This is a genomic window from Lysobacter sp. H23M47 (genome assembly GCF_015209765.1).
Lineage (GTDB): Bacteria > Pseudomonadota > Gammaproteobacteria > Xanthomonadales > Xanthomonadaceae > Novilysobacter > Novilysobacter avium.
Map to the genome: position 1 here is coordinate 665,886 of NZ_CP063658.1, position 21,312 is coordinate 687,197.

The 21,312-nt window shown below is 67.8% G+C and carries 17 protein-coding genes; 12 read left to right on the plus strand and 5 right to left on the minus strand.

Features of this window, described 5'->3' with window-relative positions; genetic code table 11:
• The first annotated feature begins 141 nt into the window (after positions 1–141).
• Positions 142–726, plus strand: coding sequence for a hypothetical protein (locus INQ43_RS13030; RefSeq protein ID WP_194035035.1), 585 nt, complete (start codon positions 142–144; stop codon positions 724–726).
• A gap of 185 nt (positions 727–911) precedes the next feature.
• Here the strand turns inward: INQ43_RS13030 and kbl are convergent, their stop codons facing one another.
• Together kbl and tdh are read right to left on the minus strand one after the other, a co-directional pair.
• Positions 912–2,105 (minus strand): glycine C-acetyltransferase, encoded by a 1,194-nt coding sequence (gene kbl, locus INQ43_RS03020; protein WP_194037059.1) that lies wholly within the window; start codon positions 2,103–2,105, stop codon positions 912–914.
• A 100-nt stretch (positions 2,106–2,205) separates the two neighbouring features.
• Entirely contained in the window at positions 2,206–3,240 is a 1,035-nt protein-coding gene (tdh, locus tag INQ43_RS03025) for an L-threonine 3-dehydrogenase (protein ID WP_194037542.1), read from the minus strand.
• 225 nt (positions 3,241–3,465) lie between these two features.
• Here tdh and INQ43_RS03030 point away from each other — a divergent pair, with 225 nt between their 5' ends.
• The 10 genes from INQ43_RS03030 to INQ43_RS03075 all read left to right on the plus strand — a co-directional run bounded on the left by INQ43_RS03030 (position 3,466) and on the right by INQ43_RS03075 (position 17,419).
• On the plus strand, positions 3,466–5,643 hold the full coding sequence (locus INQ43_RS03030) for a S46 family peptidase (RefSeq protein WP_194037060.1): 2,178 nt from the start codon (positions 3,466–3,468) through the stop codon (positions 5,641–5,643).
• 88 nt (positions 5,644–5,731) lie between these two features.
• Positions 5,732–7,816, plus strand: a complete 2,085-nt coding sequence (locus INQ43_RS03035) for a S46 family peptidase (protein ID WP_228062655.1) — start codon at positions 5,732–5,734, stop codon at positions 7,814–7,816.
• Between the two features lie 466 nt (positions 7,817–8,282).
• Positions 8,283–10,373 (plus strand): S46 family peptidase, encoded by a 2,091-nt coding sequence (locus tag INQ43_RS03040; RefSeq protein WP_194037543.1) that lies wholly within the window; start codon positions 8,283–8,285, stop codon positions 10,371–10,373.
• A 49-nt stretch (positions 10,374–10,422) separates the two neighbouring features.
• Positions 10,423–11,070, plus strand: a complete 648-nt coding sequence (locus tag INQ43_RS03045; protein WP_194037062.1) for a histidine phosphatase family protein — start codon at positions 10,423–10,425, stop codon at positions 11,068–11,070.
• Positions 11,071–11,134: 64 nt separating this feature from the next.
• Complete coding sequence (folC, locus tag INQ43_RS03050) at positions 11,135–12,451, plus strand: bifunctional tetrahydrofolate synthase/dihydrofolate synthase (protein WP_194037063.1); 1,317 nt, start codon at positions 11,135–11,137, stop codon at positions 12,449–12,451.
• A gap of 89 nt (positions 12,452–12,540) precedes the next feature.
• On the plus strand, positions 12,541–13,539 hold the full coding sequence (locus INQ43_RS03055) for an SPOR domain-containing protein (protein WP_194037064.1): 999 nt from the start codon (positions 12,541–12,543) through the stop codon (positions 13,537–13,539).
• A gap of 49 nt (positions 13,540–13,588) precedes the next feature.
• Complete coding sequence (locus INQ43_RS03060; RefSeq protein WP_194037065.1) at positions 13,589–14,287, plus strand: CvpA family protein; 699 nt, start codon at positions 13,589–13,591, stop codon at positions 14,285–14,287.
• A gap of 69 nt (positions 14,288–14,356) precedes the next feature.
• Positions 14,357–15,826 (plus strand): amidophosphoribosyltransferase, encoded by a 1,470-nt coding sequence (gene purF, locus INQ43_RS03065; RefSeq protein WP_194037066.1) that lies wholly within the window; start codon positions 14,357–14,359, stop codon positions 15,824–15,826.
• Positions 15,827–16,078: 252 nt separating this feature from the next.
• Positions 16,079–16,900, plus strand: coding sequence for a ferritin-like domain-containing protein (locus INQ43_RS03070; protein WP_194037067.1), 822 nt, complete (start codon positions 16,079–16,081; stop codon positions 16,898–16,900).
• 48 nt (positions 16,901–16,948) lie between these two features.
• Complete coding sequence (locus INQ43_RS03075; protein WP_194037068.1) at positions 16,949–17,419, plus strand: hypothetical protein; 471 nt, start codon at positions 16,949–16,951, stop codon at positions 17,417–17,419.
• Positions 17,420–17,451: 32 nt separating this feature from the next.
• Here INQ43_RS03075 and lpxH read toward each other — a convergent pair whose 3' ends face one another.
• A complete protein-coding gene (gene lpxH, locus INQ43_RS03080) occupies positions 17,452–18,186 on the minus strand; it encodes a UDP-2,3-diacylglucosamine diphosphatase (RefSeq protein ID WP_194037069.1) in 735 nt (244 codons plus the stop codon).
• A gap of 47 nt (positions 18,187–18,233) precedes the next feature.
• Complete coding sequence (locus tag INQ43_RS03085; protein ID WP_194037070.1) at positions 18,234–18,827, minus strand: DUF4124 domain-containing protein; 594 nt, start codon at positions 18,825–18,827, stop codon at positions 18,234–18,236.
• A 178-nt stretch (positions 18,828–19,005) separates the two neighbouring features.
• Here INQ43_RS03085 and INQ43_RS03090 point away from each other — a divergent pair, with 178 nt between their 5' ends.
• Positions 19,006–20,283, plus strand: a complete 1,278-nt coding sequence (locus tag INQ43_RS03090) for a bifunctional O-acetylhomoserine aminocarboxypropyltransferase/cysteine synthase (protein WP_194037071.1) — start codon at positions 19,006–19,008, stop codon at positions 20,281–20,283.
• Between the two features lie 15 nt (positions 20,284–20,298).
• Here the strand turns inward: INQ43_RS03090 and metF are convergent, their stop codons facing one another.
• Positions 20,299–21,123 (minus strand): methylenetetrahydrofolate reductase [NAD(P)H], encoded by an 825-nt coding sequence (metF, locus tag INQ43_RS03095; RefSeq protein ID WP_194037072.1) that lies wholly within the window; start codon positions 21,121–21,123, stop codon positions 20,299–20,301.
• Between the last annotated feature and the right edge of the window lie 189 nt (positions 21,124–21,312).

The window sequence follows — 21,312 nt, forward strand, 5'->3', positions numbered from 1 at the left end:
AACCCGGCCATGTGCCGGGTTTCGTGTTTTTCGCGTCCCGGCCGGCCATGCGGCGCGCTTGCGGTTGTTCAACGCGTGGGGGGCGCCTACACTCCCGGTGACTGGACGCGGTGTCCAGATGCCGTTTCCAGGAGTCCGAACATGTTGCGTGCCGCTGCTTTTCTTGTCCTGCTGTCAGCCGCCGGAGTAGCAAACGCGCAAAGTGCTGCCGCCTGCAGCAGCCTGGCCGCCCCCGCCGTGCCAGTCCAACGCACGGTCATTGTCCCGGTTGCCTCGGAATTCCGTACTCCGGGTCGGCAGTTGGGGGCGCCCGCAGGCGTTCTGTCGCAGGCCTTGAGCGAGTCTCTTTCCGCCGAGCAGGTGATGTTTCGCAAGCACGTTGAGAGCTGCGCCGCGTTTGCCAGCATCGCGCCACTGGCATCACCCGCCAGCCTGCCTGCCGCCACGGTGGCACCCGCAGTGCCGGGTACTGCGGCTTCGACGACCGGCGCCGTGCCCACGGCGACCGATCCGGCCGCCTACAAGCCGCGTACCGAATTCGACAACACGCCGTGGCGGTTCAACATGAGCGAGAACGGCCAGCGAATGACCGCCGATGCCTTCGACGAGTGGATGAAGGCCAAGGGGCTCCAGGTGGTGGGCGGCAAGTTCATGCGGATTCCAGCCGCGGCCGCGGCGCCGGCCGGGGAAGCGGATGCAGCCGAAACGCCGGTCCAGGAACAGTAGGCGGTTCAACTGGAGCGACTCCGGATCTTGGACCACGGTCGAGTCCAGGAAATGAAAACGGCCGCAGATGCGGCCGTTTTCATTGGTCATTGCGTGGGATATTTCCTGGTTCACCGGTCCGCGGCGTCACAGCCGCGCACCGGGCCGGGATCAGGCCGATTCCAGAGCGCGGGCCTGTCGAGCGCTCAGTCCTTCAGCACGCCCAACTCGCGCCCGATGCGGACGAACGCCTCAATGGCCTGGTCGAGCTGCTCGCGTGTGTGCGCTGCGCTGATCTGGGTGCGGATGCGCGCCTCGCCCTGGGGTACCACGGGGAAGAAGAACCCGATCGCGTAGATGCCTTCATCCAGCAAGCGGTCGGCGAACTTCTGGGCCATCGGCGCGTCGTACAACATCACCGGGACGATGGGATGGTTGCCGGGCTTGAGGTCGAAGCCGGCGGCGGTCATTTTTTCGCGGAAGTAACGCGTGTTCTCCTCCAGCGTGGTGCGCATCGCGTCGGCGCCGGCCAGCATCTGGAAGGCCCTGGTTCCGGCCGCAACGACGTGCGGCGGCAGCGAGTTGGAGAACAGGTACGGGCGTGAACGCTGGCGCAGCAGTTCGATCACTTCCTTCTTGCCGGTCGTGAAGCCGCCCACGGCGCCCCCCATGGCCTTGCCCAGGGTGCCGGTGAAGATATCGATGCGGTCCATCACGCCCTTGAGTTCGGCCGAGCCCCGGCCGGTGGCGCCGATGAAGCCGGTCGCATGGCAGTCGTCGATGTGCACCATGGCGCCGTACTTTTCGGCGAGCGCGCAGATCTCGTCCAGCGGGGCGACGAAACCGTCCATCGAGAACACGCCGTCGGTCGTGACCAGCTTGGTCTTGCAGCCGGCGGCTTCCGCGGCCTGCAGCTGCTTTTCCAGGTCGGCCATGTCGCAGTTGGCGTAGCGGAAGCGCTGGGCCTTGCACAGGCGCACACCGTCGATGATCGATGCGTGGTTGAGGCTGTCGGAAATGACCGCGTCGTCGGGCCCCAACAGCGGATCGTACAGACCGCCGTTCGCGTCGAAGCAGGAGGCGTAGAGGATGGTGTCCTCAGTGCCGAAGAAGTCGGCGATCGTCTCCTCCAGCTCCTTGTGCAGGTCCTGGGTGCCGCAGATGAAGCGGACGGACGCCATGCCGAAACCGTGGGAATCCAGCGCGTCCTTGGCGGCCTGGATGAGGTCGGGATGATCGGCCAGGCCGAGGTAGTTGTTGGCGCAGAAGTTCAGCACCGCGCTGCCGTCTTCCAGGGTGATCTGCGCCGACTGCGGGCTGCTGATCACACGCTCGGACTTGAACAGGCCGGCCTCGCGGATTTCCTCGAGGCTGGTGGCGTAACGCTTGGTCAGGGACATGGCGGCTCCAGAAAGCAGTGGTCGATGTCGGTCGCTGCGCGCAGGTCGCGGTGGCGCGGCGTCGGTAAAACGCGGAGTACGGCGGGCGAGCGGCCCGGACTCAATTCCAGCTGAGTACGATCTTGCCCGACTGGCCGGCTTCCATGAGGTCGAAACCCTTCTGGAACTCGTCCACCGGCAGCTGGTGGGTCAGCACCTTGCCCAGTGGGAATCCGCCCAGCACCAGTTGGGTCATCTTGTACCAGGTCTCGTACATCTTCCGTCCGTAGATGCCTTGCAGGGTCAGGCCCTTGAAGATGATCTTGTCCCAGTCGGCGCCGGCGCCTTGGGGCATGATCCCGAGCAGCGCGATCTTGCCGCCGTGGTACATGCAATCGAGCATGTCGTTGAAGGCACGCGGGTTGCCGCTCATCTCCAGGCCGACGTCAAAGCCCTCCATGTGCAGGTCCTTCATGACGTCCTTCAACGAGGTGTTGGCGACGTTGACGACGCGGGTGGCGCCCATGTCGGCGGCGAGCTTGAGCCGGTAGTCGTTGACGTCGGTGACCACCACGTTGCGCGCGCCGATGTGCTTGCAGATGCCGGCCGCGATGATGCCGATCGGGCCGGCGCCGGTGATCAGCACGTCCTCGCCGACCACGTTGAACTCAAGCGCGCAGTGCGCGGCGTTGCCGTAGGGATCGAAGAACGCGGCCAGCTCGCTGGGGATCTGGTCGGGGATGGGCCACAGGTTGGTCGCCGGCATCACGATGTACTCGGCGAACGCGCCGTTGCGGTTGACGCCGATGCCGACGGTGTTGGGGCACAGGTGCTGGCGGCCGCCGCGGCAATTGCGGCAGTGGCCGCAGACGATGTGGCCTTCGGCGGAGACGCGCTGGCCGACGCGGTAGCCGGTGACGCCGGGGCCGAGGTCCACGATGCGCCCCACGAACTCGTGACCGATCACCAGGCCCGGCTGGATGGTGCGCTGGCTCCACTCATCCCACAGGTAGATGTGCAGGTCGGTGCCGCAGATCGCGGTCTTCTCCAGCTTTATGAGGACCTCGTTGGCACCGGCGGTTGGCACCGGGACGTCCTCCATCCAGATGCCTTTGCCGGCTTCGCGCTTGACCAGCGCCTTCATCGTGGAGGGGATCGAGTGCGCTGCGGAGGGCTGCGCGATGGCAATGGTGTCGGACATGGATGGCCTGGCGGAAACGGCGGATTGAGGGCCAATTGTACCGGCCGCGCCTTCGGCCCCGATGACGGACCTTGCACGCGCCGGTCCGGCGCCCCGACCGAAGGCATGACCGTTGGCGGTTGCGGACCGTCGCTGGCATTGCTTATCGTCGACGGTTGCACAACACAGACCGGGGCACCCGTGACCTTTCGACTCCTCTCGGCGGCCCTGACCGTCGCGCTCGCATCCACCGCCGCCCACGCCGATGAAGGCATGTGGCAACCCCGCCAGATGCCCGAGCTGGCAGCGCAGCTCAAGGCGCGCGGCCTGGAGATGGACCCGGCGGCGTTGTCCAACCTGGCCGGCAAGCCGCTGGATGCCGTCATCAGCTTGGGCGGCTGCACGGCAAGCTTCGTGTCACCTACCGGCCTGGTGGTGAGCAACCACCACTGCGTCTACGGCGCGGTGCAGTACAACTCCACGCCCGAGCGCGACCTGCTCAGCGACGGCTTCGTGGCCAGGACACTCGCCGACGAGCTGCCCGCCGAGCCCAATGCGCGCATCTACGTCACCCAGGAGATCGAGGACGTCACTGCCCGCATCACCGACGGGCTGGACGGGCTGGATGGCAAGGCGCGCTACGACACCGTGGAATCGCGCAGCAAGGCACTGGTGGCCGAGTGCGAGGAGCCCGGCGGCCTGCGCTGCAACGTCTACAACTTCCACGGCGGACTGCAGTTCTCGCTGATCCGGCAGCTGGAGATCCGCGACGTGCGGCTGGTGTATGCGCCGTCGGATGCGATCGGCAAGTTCGGCGGCGATGAGGACAACTTCGAGTGGCCCCGGCACACCGGCGACTTCGGTTTCCTGCGCGCCTACGTCGGCAAGGACGGCAAGCCGGCGGCGTACTCCGCGGACAACGTGCCCTACCGGCCGGCGAGCTGGCTGACGGTGTCCCAGCAGCCGCTGGAGGAGGGCGACTACGTCATGGTGACGGGCTACCCGGGTTCCACCGACCGCTACCGCCTGCCGGGCGAGGTCAAGCAGGCGATCGACTGGCGTTATCCGACCATGGTGGGCTACTTCGGCGACTACCTGGCCACGATTGACCGCACGACTGCTGGCGACAAGGCGGCGGCGCTCAAGTACGCCTCCACCGTGGCCGGCATCAACAACGTGCTCAAGCTGTATCAGGGCAACCTGGACGGGTTCGCCCAGATGGACGATCCGGTGGGCATGAAGCAGGCGCGCGAGGACGCGCTGGAGGCGTGGCTGGGCAAGCGCGGCAGCGAAGGCCGCGCACAGCTGGCCGCCATCCGCGCACTGGAGAAAGAGCTGGCCGAGGACCGCGCGACCCGTGAGCGCGACCTGTGGTTCAACACGGTTCTGGGCGGTGGCCTGCCCGGCGTGGCGGTCAACCTGTACCGCAACGCGATCGAGCAGGCCAAGCCGGACGCGGAGCGCAAGCCGGGCTATCAGGATCGCGATGCGCCGCGCATTGCCGGTTCGATGACCGCGTTCGACAAGCGCTACGACGCCAGTGTGGACCAGGCGCTGTTGTCGCTGCGCCTGCAGCGCTACGCCAGCCAGGTGCCCGCTCCGCAGCGCGTGGCGGCGCTCGACCGCTGGCTCGGCATCAGCGCCAGCGACAAGACCATACCCGGACTGGATGCCAAGCTGGACGCGCTCTATGCCGGCTCCAAGCTGGGCGACGCCGACACGCGGCTGGCGCTCCTGAAGGCGGACGAGGCGGCGATCGAGGCCTCCGATGACGCCGCCCTGCAGCTGGCCGTGGCGATGATGCCGACCGTGCTGCAGATCGAAGCCGAGGCCGAAGCCCGCTCCGGCCGGATCTCGGCGCTGCGGCCGAAGTACATGCAGGCGATGATCGATTTCAACCAGTCGCAGGGCAAGCCGGTGTATCCGGATGCCAACAGCTCGCTGCGCATCACCTTCGGCACCGTGAAGGGCTACTCGCCGCGCGACGGCGTGCAGATGACCCCGTTCACCACGCTGGCCGGCATCGTCGCCAAGACCACCGGCAAGGAGCCTTTCATCACCCCGCAGGCCGAGCTCGACGCGATTGCCGCCGGCAAGGGCGCGCAGTACCGGATGGATTCGCTGGGCGACGTGCCGGTGAACTTCCTCAGCGACGTGGACACCACCGGCGGCAACTCCGGCTCGCCGACGTTGAACTCCAAGGGCGAGCTGGTCGGCCTGCTGTTTGACGGCAACTACGAAAGCCTCAGCGCCGGCTGGATCTTCAACCCCGAACTGACCCGCTCGATCCACGTCGATACCCGCTACATGCGCTGGGTAATGGACGAGGTCGACCACGCTGAACACCTCCTGGAGGAGATGGGACTGCCGCATGACTGACACCAACGCAAACCTGAAGACCGCCGTGCGCGGCGTCCTGCTGGCCACTGCGGCCGGCCTCGCATTCGGCGCCCACGCCGACGAAGGGATGTGGATGCCGTCGCAGTTGCCGCAGATCGCCGACCAGCTGGCCGCCGCCGGCTACAAGGGCGATCCGGCCGCACTGGCCGACCTGACCCACCCGCCGATGAGCGCGGTCGTGTCGCTGGGCGGCTGCACCGCCAGCTTCGTCTCGCCGCAGGGTCTGGTGGTCACCAACCACCACTGTGCCTACGGCGCGATCCAGCTCAATTCCACGCCGCAGAACAACCTGATGGCGGACGGCTTCAATGCCGCCACGCTCAAAGATGAAGTCTCCGCCGGCCCCGCCGCCCGTGTGTTCGTGACCACGGACTTTGACCGGGTCACCGACCGCGTGCTGGCGGATGCCCGCGGGAAATCCGGTCGCGACTACTACGACGCAGTCGATGCGGCGAGCAAGGCGCTGGTGGCCGAGTGCGAGCAGGATGCCGGGTACCGCTGCAGCGTCGCCAACATGTACTACGGCACCGATTTCTACCTGGTCAAGCAACTCGAGCTCAAGGACATCCGGTTGGTCTACGCACCGCCCGAGTCGATCGGCAAGTACGGCGGCGAAATCGACAACTTCATGTGGCCACGCCACAGCGGCGACTTCGCGTTCTACCGCGCCTATGTCGGCCGCGACGGCAAGCCGGCCGCGTTCTCGCCCGACAACGTGCCCTACCGGCCCAAGGCATTCCTCGAGGTGTCGACGGACCCGGTTGCCGAGGGCGACTTTGCCATGCTGGCCGGGTACCCGGGCCGCACGTTCCGCCACCGCACCGCAGCGGAGTTCGCCGACCAGGTAGGCACCCAGCTGCCCGAGCGCGTGGATCTGTATGCCGCGATGATCGACACCATCGAGCGCGCCGCCGCCAATGACGCCGATGCCGGCGTGCTCTACGCCTCGCAGGTCGCGAGCATGAAGAACAACCTCAAACGCGCGCAGGGTGAGCTCGACGGCCTGCGCCGCAGCGATGCGGTCGGCGTGCGCAAGCGCGACGAGGCCGCGATGCTGGCCTGGCTCGACAAACAGCCCGATGCCGCCAACGCCCGTCGCGACATCGATGCGGCGGCCGCGGTCATCGCCCAGTCGCAGGCCACGCGCGAGCGCGACCAGTTATTCGGGATGATGCGCAGCCAGACCCAGTTGCTCAAAAGCGCCATGCAGCTGCAGCGACTCGCGGTCGAGCGGGCCAAGCCCGACGCGGAGCGCGAAACCGGCTACCAGCTGCGTGACGAGGCGCAGATCGAGGCCTCGCTCAAGCAGGTCCAGCGCCGTTACGCCCCGCAGGTGGAAAAGGCCCTGCTGGCCGAGCTGCTGACCCGCTACCGCGCACTGCCCGCCAATCAGCGCATTGCCGAGCTGGACGCCGTGTTTGGCGCCGACAAGGCCCAGGCCGCCGCCGCGCTGGACACGCTCTACAGCGGCACCCGACTTGACGAAGAGGCGGAACGCCTGCGCCTGCTCGCCGCCGATCCCGCGGAGATCGCCGCGTCCACCGATCCGTTGATGCAGGCTGCTGCGACGTTGCTGCCGGCCCAGTTGCGAATCGCTGATGCGGACAAGTCCAGTGACGGCGAACTGCTGCGCCTGCGGCCGGCCTACATGCGCGCGCTGATCGGCTTCCGTGAGTCGCAGGGGCAGGCGGTCTACCCCGACGCCAACTCGACCCTGCGGGTGAGTTACGGCAAGGTCAGCTCGCTGGACCCGCGAGACGGCGTCCACTACACCCCGCTGACCACGGTGCAGGGCATCGTCGAGAAGCACACCGGCGAAGACCCCTTCGACGCGCCGAAAACCCTGCGCGACGCAATCACCGAGGGCGACTTCGGCAGCACCGTCGATCCCGTGCTGGGCACCCAGACCGTCAACCTGATGACCAACCTGGACACCACCGGCGGCAACTCCGGATCGCCCGTGATGGATGCCAACGGGAAGCTGATCGGCCTGAACTTCGACAGTAACTGGGAAGCGGTCAGCGCCAGCTGGATGTACGACCCGCGCTACAAGCGGGCCATCCACGTCGACGTTCGCTACCTGCGCTGGTTGATGGGCAAGGTGTATCCGGCACCGAACCTGTTGCGGGAAATGGAATTGCCGTTGGAGTAGGGCGAGCGGACCGGGCGCCTCGTCGCGGGCAGGGGGTTAATCCCCTTGCTGCGAATGTCCCCCGGCACCGGTGAAGCCGGTGCCTCCTCCTTTACTTCGCCGCAAGGGCATCCACCCACTGAGGTCTGGCACGACGGTGGGTCACAACCGCAAGCCGCCCCGCACGGCGCGACGTGCCAGCATGGGGCGAGCTGTATGTCTTCGGGGCGAAATAAAGGAGGAGGCCGCCGCCGCAGGCGGTGGCCGGGGGACATTCGCCCCGAAGACATGCAGCTCGCCCGACCCCGTAGTCCTCGCCCGACCCCGTAGTCCCCGTCACCTGCGGGCCAACGCGCCGGACGCACACTCTCCGGCAGGCTAAAATCACCGATTCGACATCGGCAGGAGCACTTGCATGCGTTATTCGATATTGACCGCTGCCATCGCGTTGACAGGCGTCATGGGGTCGGCGGTGGCCGGCGAGGGCATGTGGGTGCCGCAGCAATTGCCGGAGATTTCCGCCGCTTTGCAGAAGGCCGGACTGGAATTGCCCGCCGAACAACTCGCCGACCTGACCGGCGACCCGATGGGCGCGGTGGTATCGCTGGGCGGCTGTACGGCAAGCTTTGTGTCGCCGCAGGGTCTGGTGGTCACCAACCACCATTGTGCTTACGGCGCCATCCAGCTCAACTCGACGCCGGAAAACAACCTGATCGAGGACGGCTTCAATGCCGCGGCAAAGGAGCGCGAAGTATCGGCCGGGCCGAACGCGCGCATCTATGCCCTGGACTCGATCCGCGATGTGACCCGCGATGTCCGCGCCGCCATCGACGCAGCTCCGGATGCGCTGGGCCGGACGCGCGCGCTGGAGACCATCCAGAAACAGCTGGTGGCCGACTGCGAGAGCGACGCGGGCTACCGCTGCCAGTTCTACAGCTTCGCCGGCGGCAACACCTACCGCCTGTTCAAGAACCTGGAAATCAAGGACGTGCGCTTGGTCTATGCGCCGCCCAACAGCATCGGCAGCTTCGGCGGCGATATCGACAACTGGATGTGGCCGCGCCACACCGGTGATTTCGCGTTCTACCGGGCCTACGTCGGCAAGGACGGCAAGCCGGCGCCGTACTCGACCGACAACGTGCCCTACGAGCCGAAGCATTTCCTCAAGTTCGCCAGCCAGCCGCTGAACATCGGAGATTTCGTGATGGTGGCCGGCTATCCGGGCCGGACCGCACGTTACGCCCTGGCCGAGGAATTCGACGCGACTGAGCAATGGACCTACCCGACCATCAAGCGCCATTACGAGGCGATGGTGGATCTCGTCGAGGCGGCCGGCGCGAAGGACGAGGACATCAAGGTCAAGTACGCCAGCACCATCCGTGGCTGGCAGAACACGATGAAGAACTACGGCGGCCAGCTGGAAGGCTTCCAGCGCATCGACGCCAGCAAGACCAAGCACGCCGAGGAGGCCGCCGTACTGGCCTGGCTGCGCGGGCAGGGCGCCAAGGGCGAGCCCGCGCTGCAGGCGCATGCACGCCTGCTGGAAGTGGACGCCGCCGAGCGCGCGACCCGCGAGCGCGACCTGGTCTTCGGCCAGCTGATCCGCACCGGCGCGATCGGCGCGGCCACCGGCCTGTACCGGTTTGCGATCGAGGGCGAGAAGCCCGACGCACAACGCGATGCCGGCTACCAGGCGCGCGACCTGCCGGGTTTCGAAGGCTCGCTGAAGCAGATGGAGCGCCGCTACGACGCCGGCATGGACCGTCAGTTGCAACAGTACTGGTTGCGCGAGTATGTGAAGCTGCCGCAGGCGCAGCACATTCCCGCGCTCGATGAATGGCTGGGGGGCAACGACGAGGCCGCCGTGCAGGCCGCGCTCGATCGCCTGGCCCGCACCAGCCTGGGCGATCTGGATACGCGCCTGAAGTTGATGCAGGCCGACCGCGCGACGCTGGAGGCCAGCAAGGATCCGGCCCTGCAACTGGCCGTCGCTCTGATGCCGACGATCCTGCAGAACAAGGAGCTCGACGAGATCCGCACCGGCGACGTGCTGCAGGCCCGCCCGGTGTACCTGCAGGCGGTCGCCGACTACCGCGCCAGCCGCGGCGAGTCGGTCTATCCCGACGCCAACTCCTCGCTGCGCATCACCTTCGGCAACGTGCAGGGCTACACCAAGCTCGACGGCAGCCGGCAGGCTGCGTTCACCACGCTGGAGCAGGTCGCCGACAAGTCCACCGGCGTGGAACCGTTCAACGCGCCCAGGGCGCAACTCGACGCCATCGCCGCCAAGCGCTACGGCGGCCTCGCCAGCGAGGAACTGGGCACGGTCCCGGTCAACTTCATGGCCGACCTGGACATCACCGGCGGCAATTCGGGTTCGCCGGCGATGGATGCGCGCGGCGAGCTGGTCGGGCTGGTGTTCGACATGAACTGGGAAAGCGTCAGCTCCAACTGGGTGTTTGACCCCGACATGACCCGGGTGATCGCGGTCGATGGGCGCTACCTGCGCTGGGTCATGCAGGAGGCGTTCCCGGCGCCGCAGGTGCTGGAGGAGCTCGGCCTGCCTACCGGCCAGTGATCCCCGCACCGCCCGTCGCGCTTCCTGTCCCCTCGCATCGAGTATCCGCATGAAAATCATCCTCGCCCGTCATGGCGAAACCTCCTGGAACGCCGAAGGGCGTTACCAGGGCCAGGTCGACATCCCGTTGTCGGAAACCGGCGAGGCGCAGGCACGCGCGCTGGGTGCGCGCCTGCACGACGTGGAGATCACCCGCGCGGTCGCCTCGCCACTGTCGCGGGCACGCCGCACGGCCGAACTGGCGCTGGGCGAACACCGCGCCGGCCTGCTCAGCACCGACGCGGACCTCAGCGAGATCGCGCACGGTAGCTGGGAGGGACTGCTGGCCAGCGAGATCCACGCAACCGATCCGGAACTGCTGAAGCTCTGGCGCGATTCACCGCATGAGGTGTTGATGCCCGGTGGCGGCGAGTCGCTGCAGCATGTGTTCGACCGCGCGTGGCCGGCATTCGGCCGGGCAATGGCCGGCCTGGGCGACCACGACACCGTGCTGGTGGTCGCCCACGACGCGGTCAACCGGATGTTGCTGTGCAATGTGCTGGGAATCCCGTTCTCGCGGCCGTGGACGTTCCGCCAGGCGCCGACCACGCTCAACCTGCTCGAAGGCACGCGGCTGGACGATCTCGAGGTGGTGCGCCTGAACGATTGTTCGCATCACACCGCGTTGTTCGGCGAAGCGGTGCATCGCGCGCTCTAGCCGCGGGCCGACGGCCCCCATCCCGTAGCTCCGCCTCCCGCTTGTCGCCCTGCGAGTGTTCGCCATGAACCTGTCCCAATGGCTCGACCGGATCGAGCAACTGCACCCCAAGTCGATCGACATGGGGCTGGAGCGGGTCGGCGAGGTCGCGGGTCGCCTGGGCGTCGCGCGGCCGGCGCGGCGGGTGATCACCGTGGGCGGCACCAATGGCAAGGGGTCCACCGTCGCCTTCATCGAGGCGATCGGCCGGGCCGCCGGCTGGCGTGTCGGCGCGTACACCTCGCCGCACCTGCTGGCCTACAACGAGCGCATCCGCATCGACGGTGTGGACGCGGACGACGCGATGATCGTGGCCGCGTTCGAGGCGATCGAAGCCGCGCGCGGTGAGACTCCGCTGACCTATTTCGAGTACGGCACGTTGGCTGCCTTGTGGCTGTTCCAGCGCGCCCATCTTGATCTGGCAGTGCTGGAGGTTGGGCTCGGCGGCCGCCTGGATGCGACCAATGTGGTCGACCCCGATGTCGCGGCGATCACCACCGTGGACGTGGACCACCAGGACTATCTGGGCGAAGGGCGGGAAGCCATCGGGCACGAAAAGGCCGGCATCGCCCGGGCCTGGAAGCCGCTGGTGCTGGGCGATGACGACCCGCCCTCCAGCGTGCTGCGCCATGCCTACTCGATCGCGGCCAAGACGCTGAGGATTGGCTGCGACTTTTTCGTCGACCTGCCCGGCGGTGCAAGCGGCGATCCGGAGGATTCCAGTGCCGTCGGCGCAGGGCGCTGGCGTTGGCGGGAGGTTGGCCACCGCATCGACCTGCCGTTGCCGCGGCTGGCGGGCCGAATGCAGCTGCGCAATGCCGCCGTGGCCGTCGCTGCGTTGCGGGCGCTGGACAAATCACCGCCCGACCGGGCGGTCGTGCAGGGAATTGCCGATGCCCGTATCCGCGGCCGGCTGCAGCGTTTCGACCGTGACGGGGTGGAGGCGGTGGTGGATGTCGGCCACAACCGGCAGGCCGCGCATGCCCTGGCCGACTGGCTGTCGGCCAGTCCCGTTGCCGGACAAACGCACGCCGTCTACGCGGCGCTGGTGGACAAGGACGTGGCGGGCGTGGTCTCGGCACTGGCCACCAGCGTCGACCACTGGCACCTGGCCGGTCTGGCGAGACATGCACCCCGGGGCGTCTCCGTGGAGGATTTTGCGCCCCGGCTGGCCGGGACCGCGGCCCAAGCGGGCCGGCGCCATGACACGGTCGCCGATGCCCTGGACGCGGCGCTGGCTGCGGCCAGCCCGGGCGACCGGGTGCTGGTGTTCGGCTCCTTCCACACCGCCGCCGAGGCGCTCACCCTGCTGGAGGGCGCGTCCACGGTGGCGCCGAACTGAACCGCCGGGTCGGGACTGCCGCCGCGGTCCGGCCTTCATTTGGCACAAGGGTATAATTCGCCGGCATTCCCCGTTGCCTGCGAGATCCGATGGAACCTGCCCTCAAACAGCGTCTGATCGGCGCGGCCGTGCTGGTCGCCATTGCGGTGATCTTCCTGCCCATGCTGATCAAGGGCCCCGCCCCCGACAGCGGCGTGTCGGATATTTCACTCGACGTGCCTTCCATGCCCCGGCAGGGTTTTGAAACCCGCGAGCTGCCGCTGGTCACGCCGCCAGCGCGCAATGGCGCCAGTGTCACGGCCCCCGGGGCGGAGCCCTCCGGTGAGGGCGCGCTGCCCACCGTGGATACCCGCGCCGCGCGAGACAGCGGCGATCAGGCGTCGGGGATGACGCCGGCAACGGTGGCGGCCGGCAACTACGCCGTCAGCTTCGGCAGCTACGCCAGCCAGGAAGATGCACAGAAAGTGGTCGGCGCGCTGCAGGCGGCTGGGTTTCCCGCCTTCCAGGAATCGGTGAAGAGCGGCGAGCGAACCTTGCACCGGGTCCGCATCGGTCCTTTCCAGACGAGTGCCGAGGCCGAAACCGCGCGCATCGATTCGGCCCGCGTGCGCAAGGACGTCGGGGCCAAGGTCGTGGTGCTGGACGCGGATCGCGCCGGCTCCGCACCCGCGAGTGCGAGTGCAGGGAAAACCCCGGCGCAGCCCGCGCAGACGGTTGTCGCCAAACCCGAGCCAAAGCCGGAACCGCCGAAGCCGACACCCGCCGAGCCGGCCAAGCCGGTCGCGACGGCACCAGCGCCTGCAAAACCCGAGCCGGCACCCGCAACCAGCCAGCCGGCTCCCGCCGCGGCCGGGGTGGGCTTCGTCGTCCAACTGGGTGCCTTTGGCAACCCGGCCGAGGCCACGGCGCTGCGCGATCGCGCGCGCAGCCAGGGCTTGAGCGCGTTCGTCGAGCAGGTCCGCAGCGGCGACGCCACGCTCAACCGGGTCCAGGTCGGTCCGGTCGCGGACCGCGCCGCGGCTGACCAGCTCAAGGCGCAGGCCGCCGCCAAGCTCGGCATCTCCGGCTTCGTCCGCGCACATCCATGACGCAAGGTTTGATGTTGCCCGGCCGCATGCGGCGCGACCGGTTGGCGCGATGATCGCAATCGACTGGGTCCTGATCGGGCTGGTCGGCGTCTCGGCCCTGTTCGGGATGATGCGCGGCCTGATCGGGGTGCTGGCGTCGCTGGCGGCCTGGATCCTTGCGGGCCTGGCGGCGTTCCAGTTCGGGGCGCAGGTCGCGCTGCTGTTGGCCGGCAGCGGCGAGCCGGGCGCCGGCCACCTGTTCGCCGGCTATGCGCTGGCCTTCATCGTGGTGATGATCGTGGTCGGCATCGCGGGCTGGATGCTGCGCACGCTCGTGCACTCGGTGGGATTGTCGGGCGTGGACCGGATGCTCGGATTCGTCGTCGGCGTCGTGCGTGGCCTGGTGATCGCCTGCGCGCTGTTGTTGCTGATCGGATTGACCGAGCTGCCGCGCGAGCCGTCGTGGAGATCCTCCCGCGTGGTTCCGCTGCTGGTCCCGGGCGCCGAGCTGATGCGCACCTGGCTGCCCGAGTGGGTCGCCGCGCAGGTGGATCTTCGCGGTGACGGCGACGGCCCGGCGCTGCTGTCGCCCGACACGCTGCCGCGCCTGCCACGCCCGGTGACGCCGCCTGCGACCCCTGACGCGGTTACGCCGGATGCGCCCGGGCCCGGGCCGGTCGAGCAGGAAGCGCCGTTGCCGACGCCGGCGCGGTCAGCGCCGTCGGGCGATGCGGACAAACAATCGGTACTGCCGGCCGAACGCGGCTGAGCTCCTCTCCACAACGGCGCTCCCGCCGTCATCTTTTCGCCCCGCTCCAACCAACCAGGATTACCAGTCATGTGCGGCATCATCGGAATCGTCGGCCACCAGGACGTCGCGGCGCAGCTCTACGACGGACTGCTCGTCCTCCAGCACCGTGGCCAGGACGCCGCAGGCATCGCCACCGCCGACCGCCACCGCTTGCTGCTGCACAAGGGCAACGGTCTGGTCAGCGACGTGTTTGACGACGCGGCGATGCGGCGGATGGTCGGCCACGTCGGCATCGGCCATTGCCGCTACCCGACTGCCGGCAGCGAGGGCGACGACGAGGCGCAGCCGTTCTACGTCAACTCGCCCTACGGCATCGCGCTGGCCCACAACGGCAACCTGATCAACGCCGACGCGTTGCGCGAGGAGCTGTTCCAGCAGGATCGGCGCAACGTCAACACCGAGTCGGATTCCGAAGTGCTGCTGAACGTATTCGCGCACGAAATGGCCGGACTGGAGCCGCTGTCAGCGGAAACCGCGTTCCGCGCCGTGGCCGGCGTGTACCGGCGCTGCGTCGGTGGCTACGCGGTGGTGGCCACGGTGCTGGGTCTGGGGCTGGTCGCATTCCGTGACCCCAACGGCATCCGCCCGCTGGTGCTGGGCAAGCGCAGCGGTGCGAGTGGCGACGAATACGCGGTGGCATCCGAATCGGTCGCCTTCGACCTGACCGGCTTCAAGCGCGTCCGCGACGTGCAGCCTGGCGAGGCGATCGTGATCACCAACGACGGCAAGCTGCACGCGCGCCAGTGCGTCGCCCCGGGCACGCACACGCCGTGCATCTTCGAGTACGTGTACTTCGCCCGGCCGGACTCGATGATTGATGACATCTCGGTGCACAAGGCGCGCATGCGGATGGGCCAGAAGCTCGGCGAGAAGATCCTGCGCCTGCGCCCGGACCACGACATCGACACGGTGATTCCGATCCCCGATTCCTCGCGTGATGCGGCGCTGGAAGTGGCGAACGTGCTCGGCATCAAGTACCGCGAGGGGTTCATCAAGAACCGCTACGTCGGCCGCACCTTCATCATGCCGGGGCAGGAAATGCGGGCCAAATCGGTGCGCCGCAAGCTCAATCCGATTCCGTTGGAGTTCCGTAACCGGGTCGTGCTGCTGGTGGACGATTCAATCGTGCGCGGGACGACGTCGCGGCAGATCGTGCAGATGGCCCGCGAGGCCGGCGCGCGCAAGGTGTACCTGGCCTCGGCAGCGCCGCCGGTGCGCCATCCCAACATCTATGGCATCGACATGCCCAGCCGGGAGGAGTTGATCGCCCACCAGCGCGATGAGTCGGAGATCGAGAAGCTGCTGGGCTGCGACTGGCTGGTCTACCAGGACCTCACCGATCTGGAAGAGGCGGTGTCGGGGCCGAAGCATCGGCTGGATGATTTCGATTCCTCGTGCTTCAACGGGGAGTACGTGACGGGCGCGGCGGAGGAGTACTTCGAGCGCGTGCGGCGCTTGCGGTCGGATGAGGCCAAGGCGGATCGACGGGCGCTTTAGTCGGTCGTTTGACTGGGCAGTTGGTTGTTGGGTGCGTGGGCGGGTTGGTTGGTTGTGTGATCCGGGATGTGGGGCTTGGAAGGTTCGCGCTGGCGACACCGGGACCCTGTTCCAAGTCGCTCCACGATATTCGCTTGGTTGGAACATGATCCCGGTGTCGCCTTGGGGGATTCGGCGGCGTCGACACGGAACGACGATGTTGCTCGGGGCGACGGATCTCTGTTGAGCAGACCGTGAGAGGTGGGGAGGTTCATGGATCTTTTTGAGGCGGCCTGGGAATGCCTGGAGGCGGAGTCGCCGGACGCGAAGGTGGCGGCTACCGTGCGCGCGGCTGCCGCGTTTTCCCGGGGGGAACTGCCGATTCCGACCGATGCCCCGCCGCCGCGGCCGATCGGGATGCCGGGGCGGCCGTCGCGACCGCGCCTGGTGCATCCGCGCGATCTGCCGCGGCGCGGGTTTGGCAGCGACGAGGGGCGGGCGGCGTTCATCCATGCCATCGCGCACATCGAGTTCAACGCCATCGACCTGGCCTGGGACGCGGTGTACCGGTTCCGGGGGCTGCCGGATCGGTTCTACGCCGACTGGGTGCAGGTGGCGGCCGATGAGGCGCGGCATTTCACGATGCTGCGTGGGCGACTGCAGCAGTTGGGGCGCGATTACGGGGACTTCGACGCGCACAACGGTCTGTGGGAGATGGCGCAGAAGACGGCCGGCGACGGGCTGGCGCGGATGGCGCTGGTGCCGCGGGTGCTGGAAGCGCGCGGGCTGGACGTGACGCCGGGAATGATCCAGCGCCTGAAGGGCTTGGGCGACACACAGACGGTCGCGATCCTGGAGGTCATCCTGGAGGAGGAGGTCGCCCACGTCGCCGCCGGATCGCGCTGGTTCCGCTGGTATTGCGAGCGCCGCGGCGTGGAACCGGCATCGACGTTCCGCGAGCTGCTGACCGGCTACGCGCGCGCGGTCCTGCACGGGCCGTTCAACGTCGAGGCGCGTACCCGGGCGGGTTTCGATGAGGAGGAGCTGGCGATGCTTGAGGCGGCGGTCACAGAACTGGCCGCGGGGCCGGCGTGACCAAGGCGGTCGGTTAAGCTCAGCGCATCCAATCGGGAGGGCGTTGCCATGAATCATCTGCGTGCGTTGGCGGTGTTGCTGTGCGGTCTTGCCGCAGGCGCTGTCTTGCTGGGATGCGATCCCGACGCGCCCGCGCCGGCGGCGTCCACGACAGAGAGCGGAGCCGGGAGCGCACCGCCGGTATTCGTAGCGCCGGCCGATGGCGAGGCGGCTCTCGATGGCGATCGGGCAGCGGGTTTCCATGCGCGTGGCAACGAGCCGTTCTGGTCGGTCGAGGTCGCCGGGGACAAGCTGCTCTACAACACGCCCGATACCCAGCCCGGCGTCGAACTGGCGGCGACGCGAACTGACACCGCGACGGATGTCGAGTTCCGCGGCGTCCATGACGGCAAGGACTTCGTGCTCATCATCACGCCGGGCCATTGCGAGGATTCGATGTCCGACCAGGACTACGATTACACCGCGACCTTCAGCGACGGCGAGCGCCAGCTGACCGGCTGCGCCAGCGCCGAGGACTGACCCTCACGGGTGTTGTTTCGCCGTCCAGCCTCTCAGGCGAGCGCCTCGAGGCGGTGCCCCTGGCGGTCGACCCGCAGCACCGAGCCCTGCTCGTACCAGTCGCCCAGCACGATGCGCTCGCGCGGGCGACCGTCCACGTCCAGCGCGTGCACTGCCGGCCGATGGGTATGTCCATGGATCAGCGTCTCGACGCCGAATTGCTGGAAGGCGGCGGCGACCGCGGCGGGCGCGACATCGGTAATCGTTTCCATCGTGCCTTGCGAGCCCAGGCCCGACTGGTGCGCCTTGCTGGCCTCGCGCGCCTGCTTGGCAAAAGCGATCCGCGCGGCCAGTGGCTGGGCCAGGAACTGCGCCTGCCACACGGGATCGCGCGTCTGCGTTCGAAACTGCTGGTAAGCGACGTCATCGGTGCACAGCGTGTCGCCGTGCATCAGCAGCACCGGTTTGCCATACAGATCGACGACGGTGGGGTCGGGCAGGATCGTCATTCCCGCCCGGTCGGCGAAAGCTTGGCCCACTAGGAAATCCCGGTTGCCGTGCATGAACCAGACCGGCGTTCCGCCATCGGCGACCACGCGCAGGCGGTCGGCGACAAAAGTGGCGGTGGGGGAAGGGTCGTCATCGCCGATCCACGCCTCGAACAGGTCACCGAGAATGTAGAGCGCGTCCGCGCCGCGCGCTTCCGCGTCCAGGAAGCGCCCAAACAGCTCGGTGATGTGCGGGCGTTCCGCGTCCAGGTGCAGGTCGGAGATGAAGAGCGTCGTCATCGCGGCATTGTAGGCGCTGGGTGCGGATCCGCTGAACCACCCACCGCTCAGCCGCGGATCCACCAGCAGCCAAAGTGGCGTTGCAGTCCGAACACGGTGTTGGATGGACTGATCCCGTCGCCGGTCGACTGCTCGATGCGCAGGGCCACGGGTGTCTGGCTGATCGGGCGTTTTGCGTAGTACTCCTCGTCGCTGACCACGCCATCGACCGACGGCATCGTTTGCGGACCGACCTGCACGATGCCGGCCAGCGGCCGGTGCGCCACCGCATCCAGCCGACGCAGGATGGCGACGCTCTGGCCGCCGGACATGCCGGCCCAGTGGTAGACGCCGGCCAGCTGGTTGGTGTCCTGCTGGTTGATCGCGTTGGCGACGCGCAGCACCAGTTCAGGAAGATTGCGTGCGCAGCCAAAGCGCGGCGGTGCCCGGCGACGCTGGCCCGCCTGCCCGATAGGGAGATCGCCTGCCGGGGAAGGCGTCGCGCCAAGTTCGGAGCAGGGGCGATCGGTGTAGACCATGCCGCCGTCCGGCGCCTGACAACGATAGATCGCCGCCTGGACAACGCGCGGTGCCACGCCGGCAGTGACCAGAACACTGGCCATAAGCGCGGCACGCAGCAGGTTGATTGATGCCGGGGACATCCGTGCAGGTTACTACCGGCCGGCGTCGCGGCGGGGCGATGGAAGGGCGCGCGGCGGATTCCGGCGCATTGGTGGAGCAAATGAAATACAGCGTTGGCACAGGCGGCATGCTGCAGCGGCTGTTGTCGTTACATTGACGTGGATGCCACTGAATGACGACCACGAAGAGGGTGTGCCAATGAAGTTTGAAACGCTCGCGATCCACGCCGGATACGAGATCGATCCGACCACCAAATCGGTGGCGGTACCGATCTATCAGACCACGTCCTACGCCTTCGACAGCACCCAGCACGCGGCCGACCTGTTCGACCTGAAGACGCCCGGCAACATCTACACCCGCATCATGAACCCGACCAACGCGGTGCTCGAGGAGCGCGTCGCGGCGCTGGAGGGCGGCGTGGGCGCGCTGGCGGTGGCGTCGGGCATGGCGGCGATCACCTATGCGATCCAGACCATCGCCCAGCAGGGCGACAACATCGTCTCGGTGAGCAAGTTGTACGGCGGCACCTACAACCTGTTCGCCCACACCTTCCCGCGTCAGGGCGTCACGGTGCGGCTCGCCTCGCACGACGACATCGCCGGGCTGGAGGCCCTGATCGACGAGAACACCAGGGCGGTGTTCTGCGAGTCCATCGGCAATCCCGGCGGCGACATCGTCGATATCCAGGCGCTGGCGGACATGGCGCATCGTCACGGCATTCCGCTGATCGTCGACAATACGGTGGCGACCCCGGCCCTGTGCCGCCCGTTCGAACATGGCGCCGACATCGTGGTGCACGCCCTGACCAAGTACATGGGCGGCCACGGGACAACGATTGCCGGAGCGATCGTGGATTCCGGCAAATTCCCGTGGGCCGAGCACAGGGAGCGCTTCGCGATGCTCAACGAGCCCGACCCGTCCTACCACGACGTGGTCTACACCGAAGCGTTCGGCCCCGCCGCGTTCATCGGCCGCTGCCGCGTCGTGCCGCTGCGCAATACCGGCGCCGCGCTGTCGCCGTTCAACGCGTTCCTGGTGCTGCAGGGGATCGAGACGCTGGCGCTGCGTATGGAGCGCCACTGCGCCAATGCGCTGAAGGTCGCGCAGTTCCTGCAGGCGCACGACCACGTGGCCTGGGTGAAGTACGCCGGCTTGCCTGAGCATCCCGACCACGCGCTCGCGCAGAGCTATATGGGCGGCTGTCCGGCAGGCATCCTCACCTTCGGCATCAACGGCGGGGCCGCGGCGGGGGCGCGCTTCATCGACGCGCTGCAGATGATCGTGCGCCTGGTCAACATCGGCGATGCGAAGTCGCTCGCCTGCCACCCGGCATCGACTACCCACCGTCAGCTCACTGCCGAGGAACTGGCCGCGGCCGGCGTCAGCGAGGACATGGTGCGGCTGTCGATCGGGCTGGAGCACATCGATGACATCCTCGCCGACCTCAGCCAGGCGTTGGAGGCCAGCCGCGGCTGAGGCGCGGTTGACCGCTTACGCGAGCCGCGCCAGCACGGCCAGGGTAGGCCTGGCCAGGTTGAGCGTGTAGAAGTGCATGCCCGGCGCGCCGCCGTCGATCAGGCGTTGGCACAGCTGGGCCACCACGTCGGTCCCGAACGCGCGCACGCTGGCGACGTCATCGCCGTAGGCGAGCATCCGCTGGGTGACCCAGCGCGGGATCTCGGCCCCGCACATCTCCGAGAACCGCCGCAGCTGGCTGAAGTTGGAGATCGGCATGATGCCCGGCACGATCGGGATATCCACTCCCGCCGCGCGCACGTCGTCGACGAAGCGAAAATACGCGTCGGCGTTGTAGAAGTACTGGGTGATCGCGCCGTCGGCGCCGGCCTTCGCCTTGCCGATGAAATGCTTCAGGTCGGCGTGCGCGTCGCGGGCCTGCGGGTGCATCTCCGGGTAGGCCGCGACTTCGATGCGGAAATGATCGCCGGTCTCGTCGCGGATGAACTCGACCAGTTCGCTGGCGTAGCGCAGGTCGCCCGGACTGGCCATGCCCGAGGGCAGGTCGCCGCGCAGGGTCACCAGCCGCCTGGCGCCCATGCCCATGTAGCGCTGCAGTTGCGCGCGGATCTCCTCGCGGCTGCCGCCCATGCAACTGATGTGCGGCGCCGCCTCCAGGGCGTGGTGCCCCTGCAGGCGCTCGATCGTCTCCGGCGTATGGCTCAGGGTCGAGCCGCCGGCGCCGAAGGTCACGCTCACGTAGTCCGGAGTCGCCGACTTGAGCCTGCCGGCGGTGCGGTCCAGCTGCTTGCGCTGCTCGTCGGTCTTGGGCGGATAGAACTCGAAACTGGTCGCGATCATGCGGAGGCTGCGTCACGGGTAGGCGGGCAATATATCGCTCTATCGTGATGGATGTAAATGGAATCGGGTTTCCGGGCCGATTGCGCGGGCCGTTCCCGCCGGGCGCTCCCAAACGCCGTCTGCAGCCGATCGCGACCGCTGGTCACCCGGCGCAACACGGCGGTAGTGGATGCGGCGATGCTTGCATCA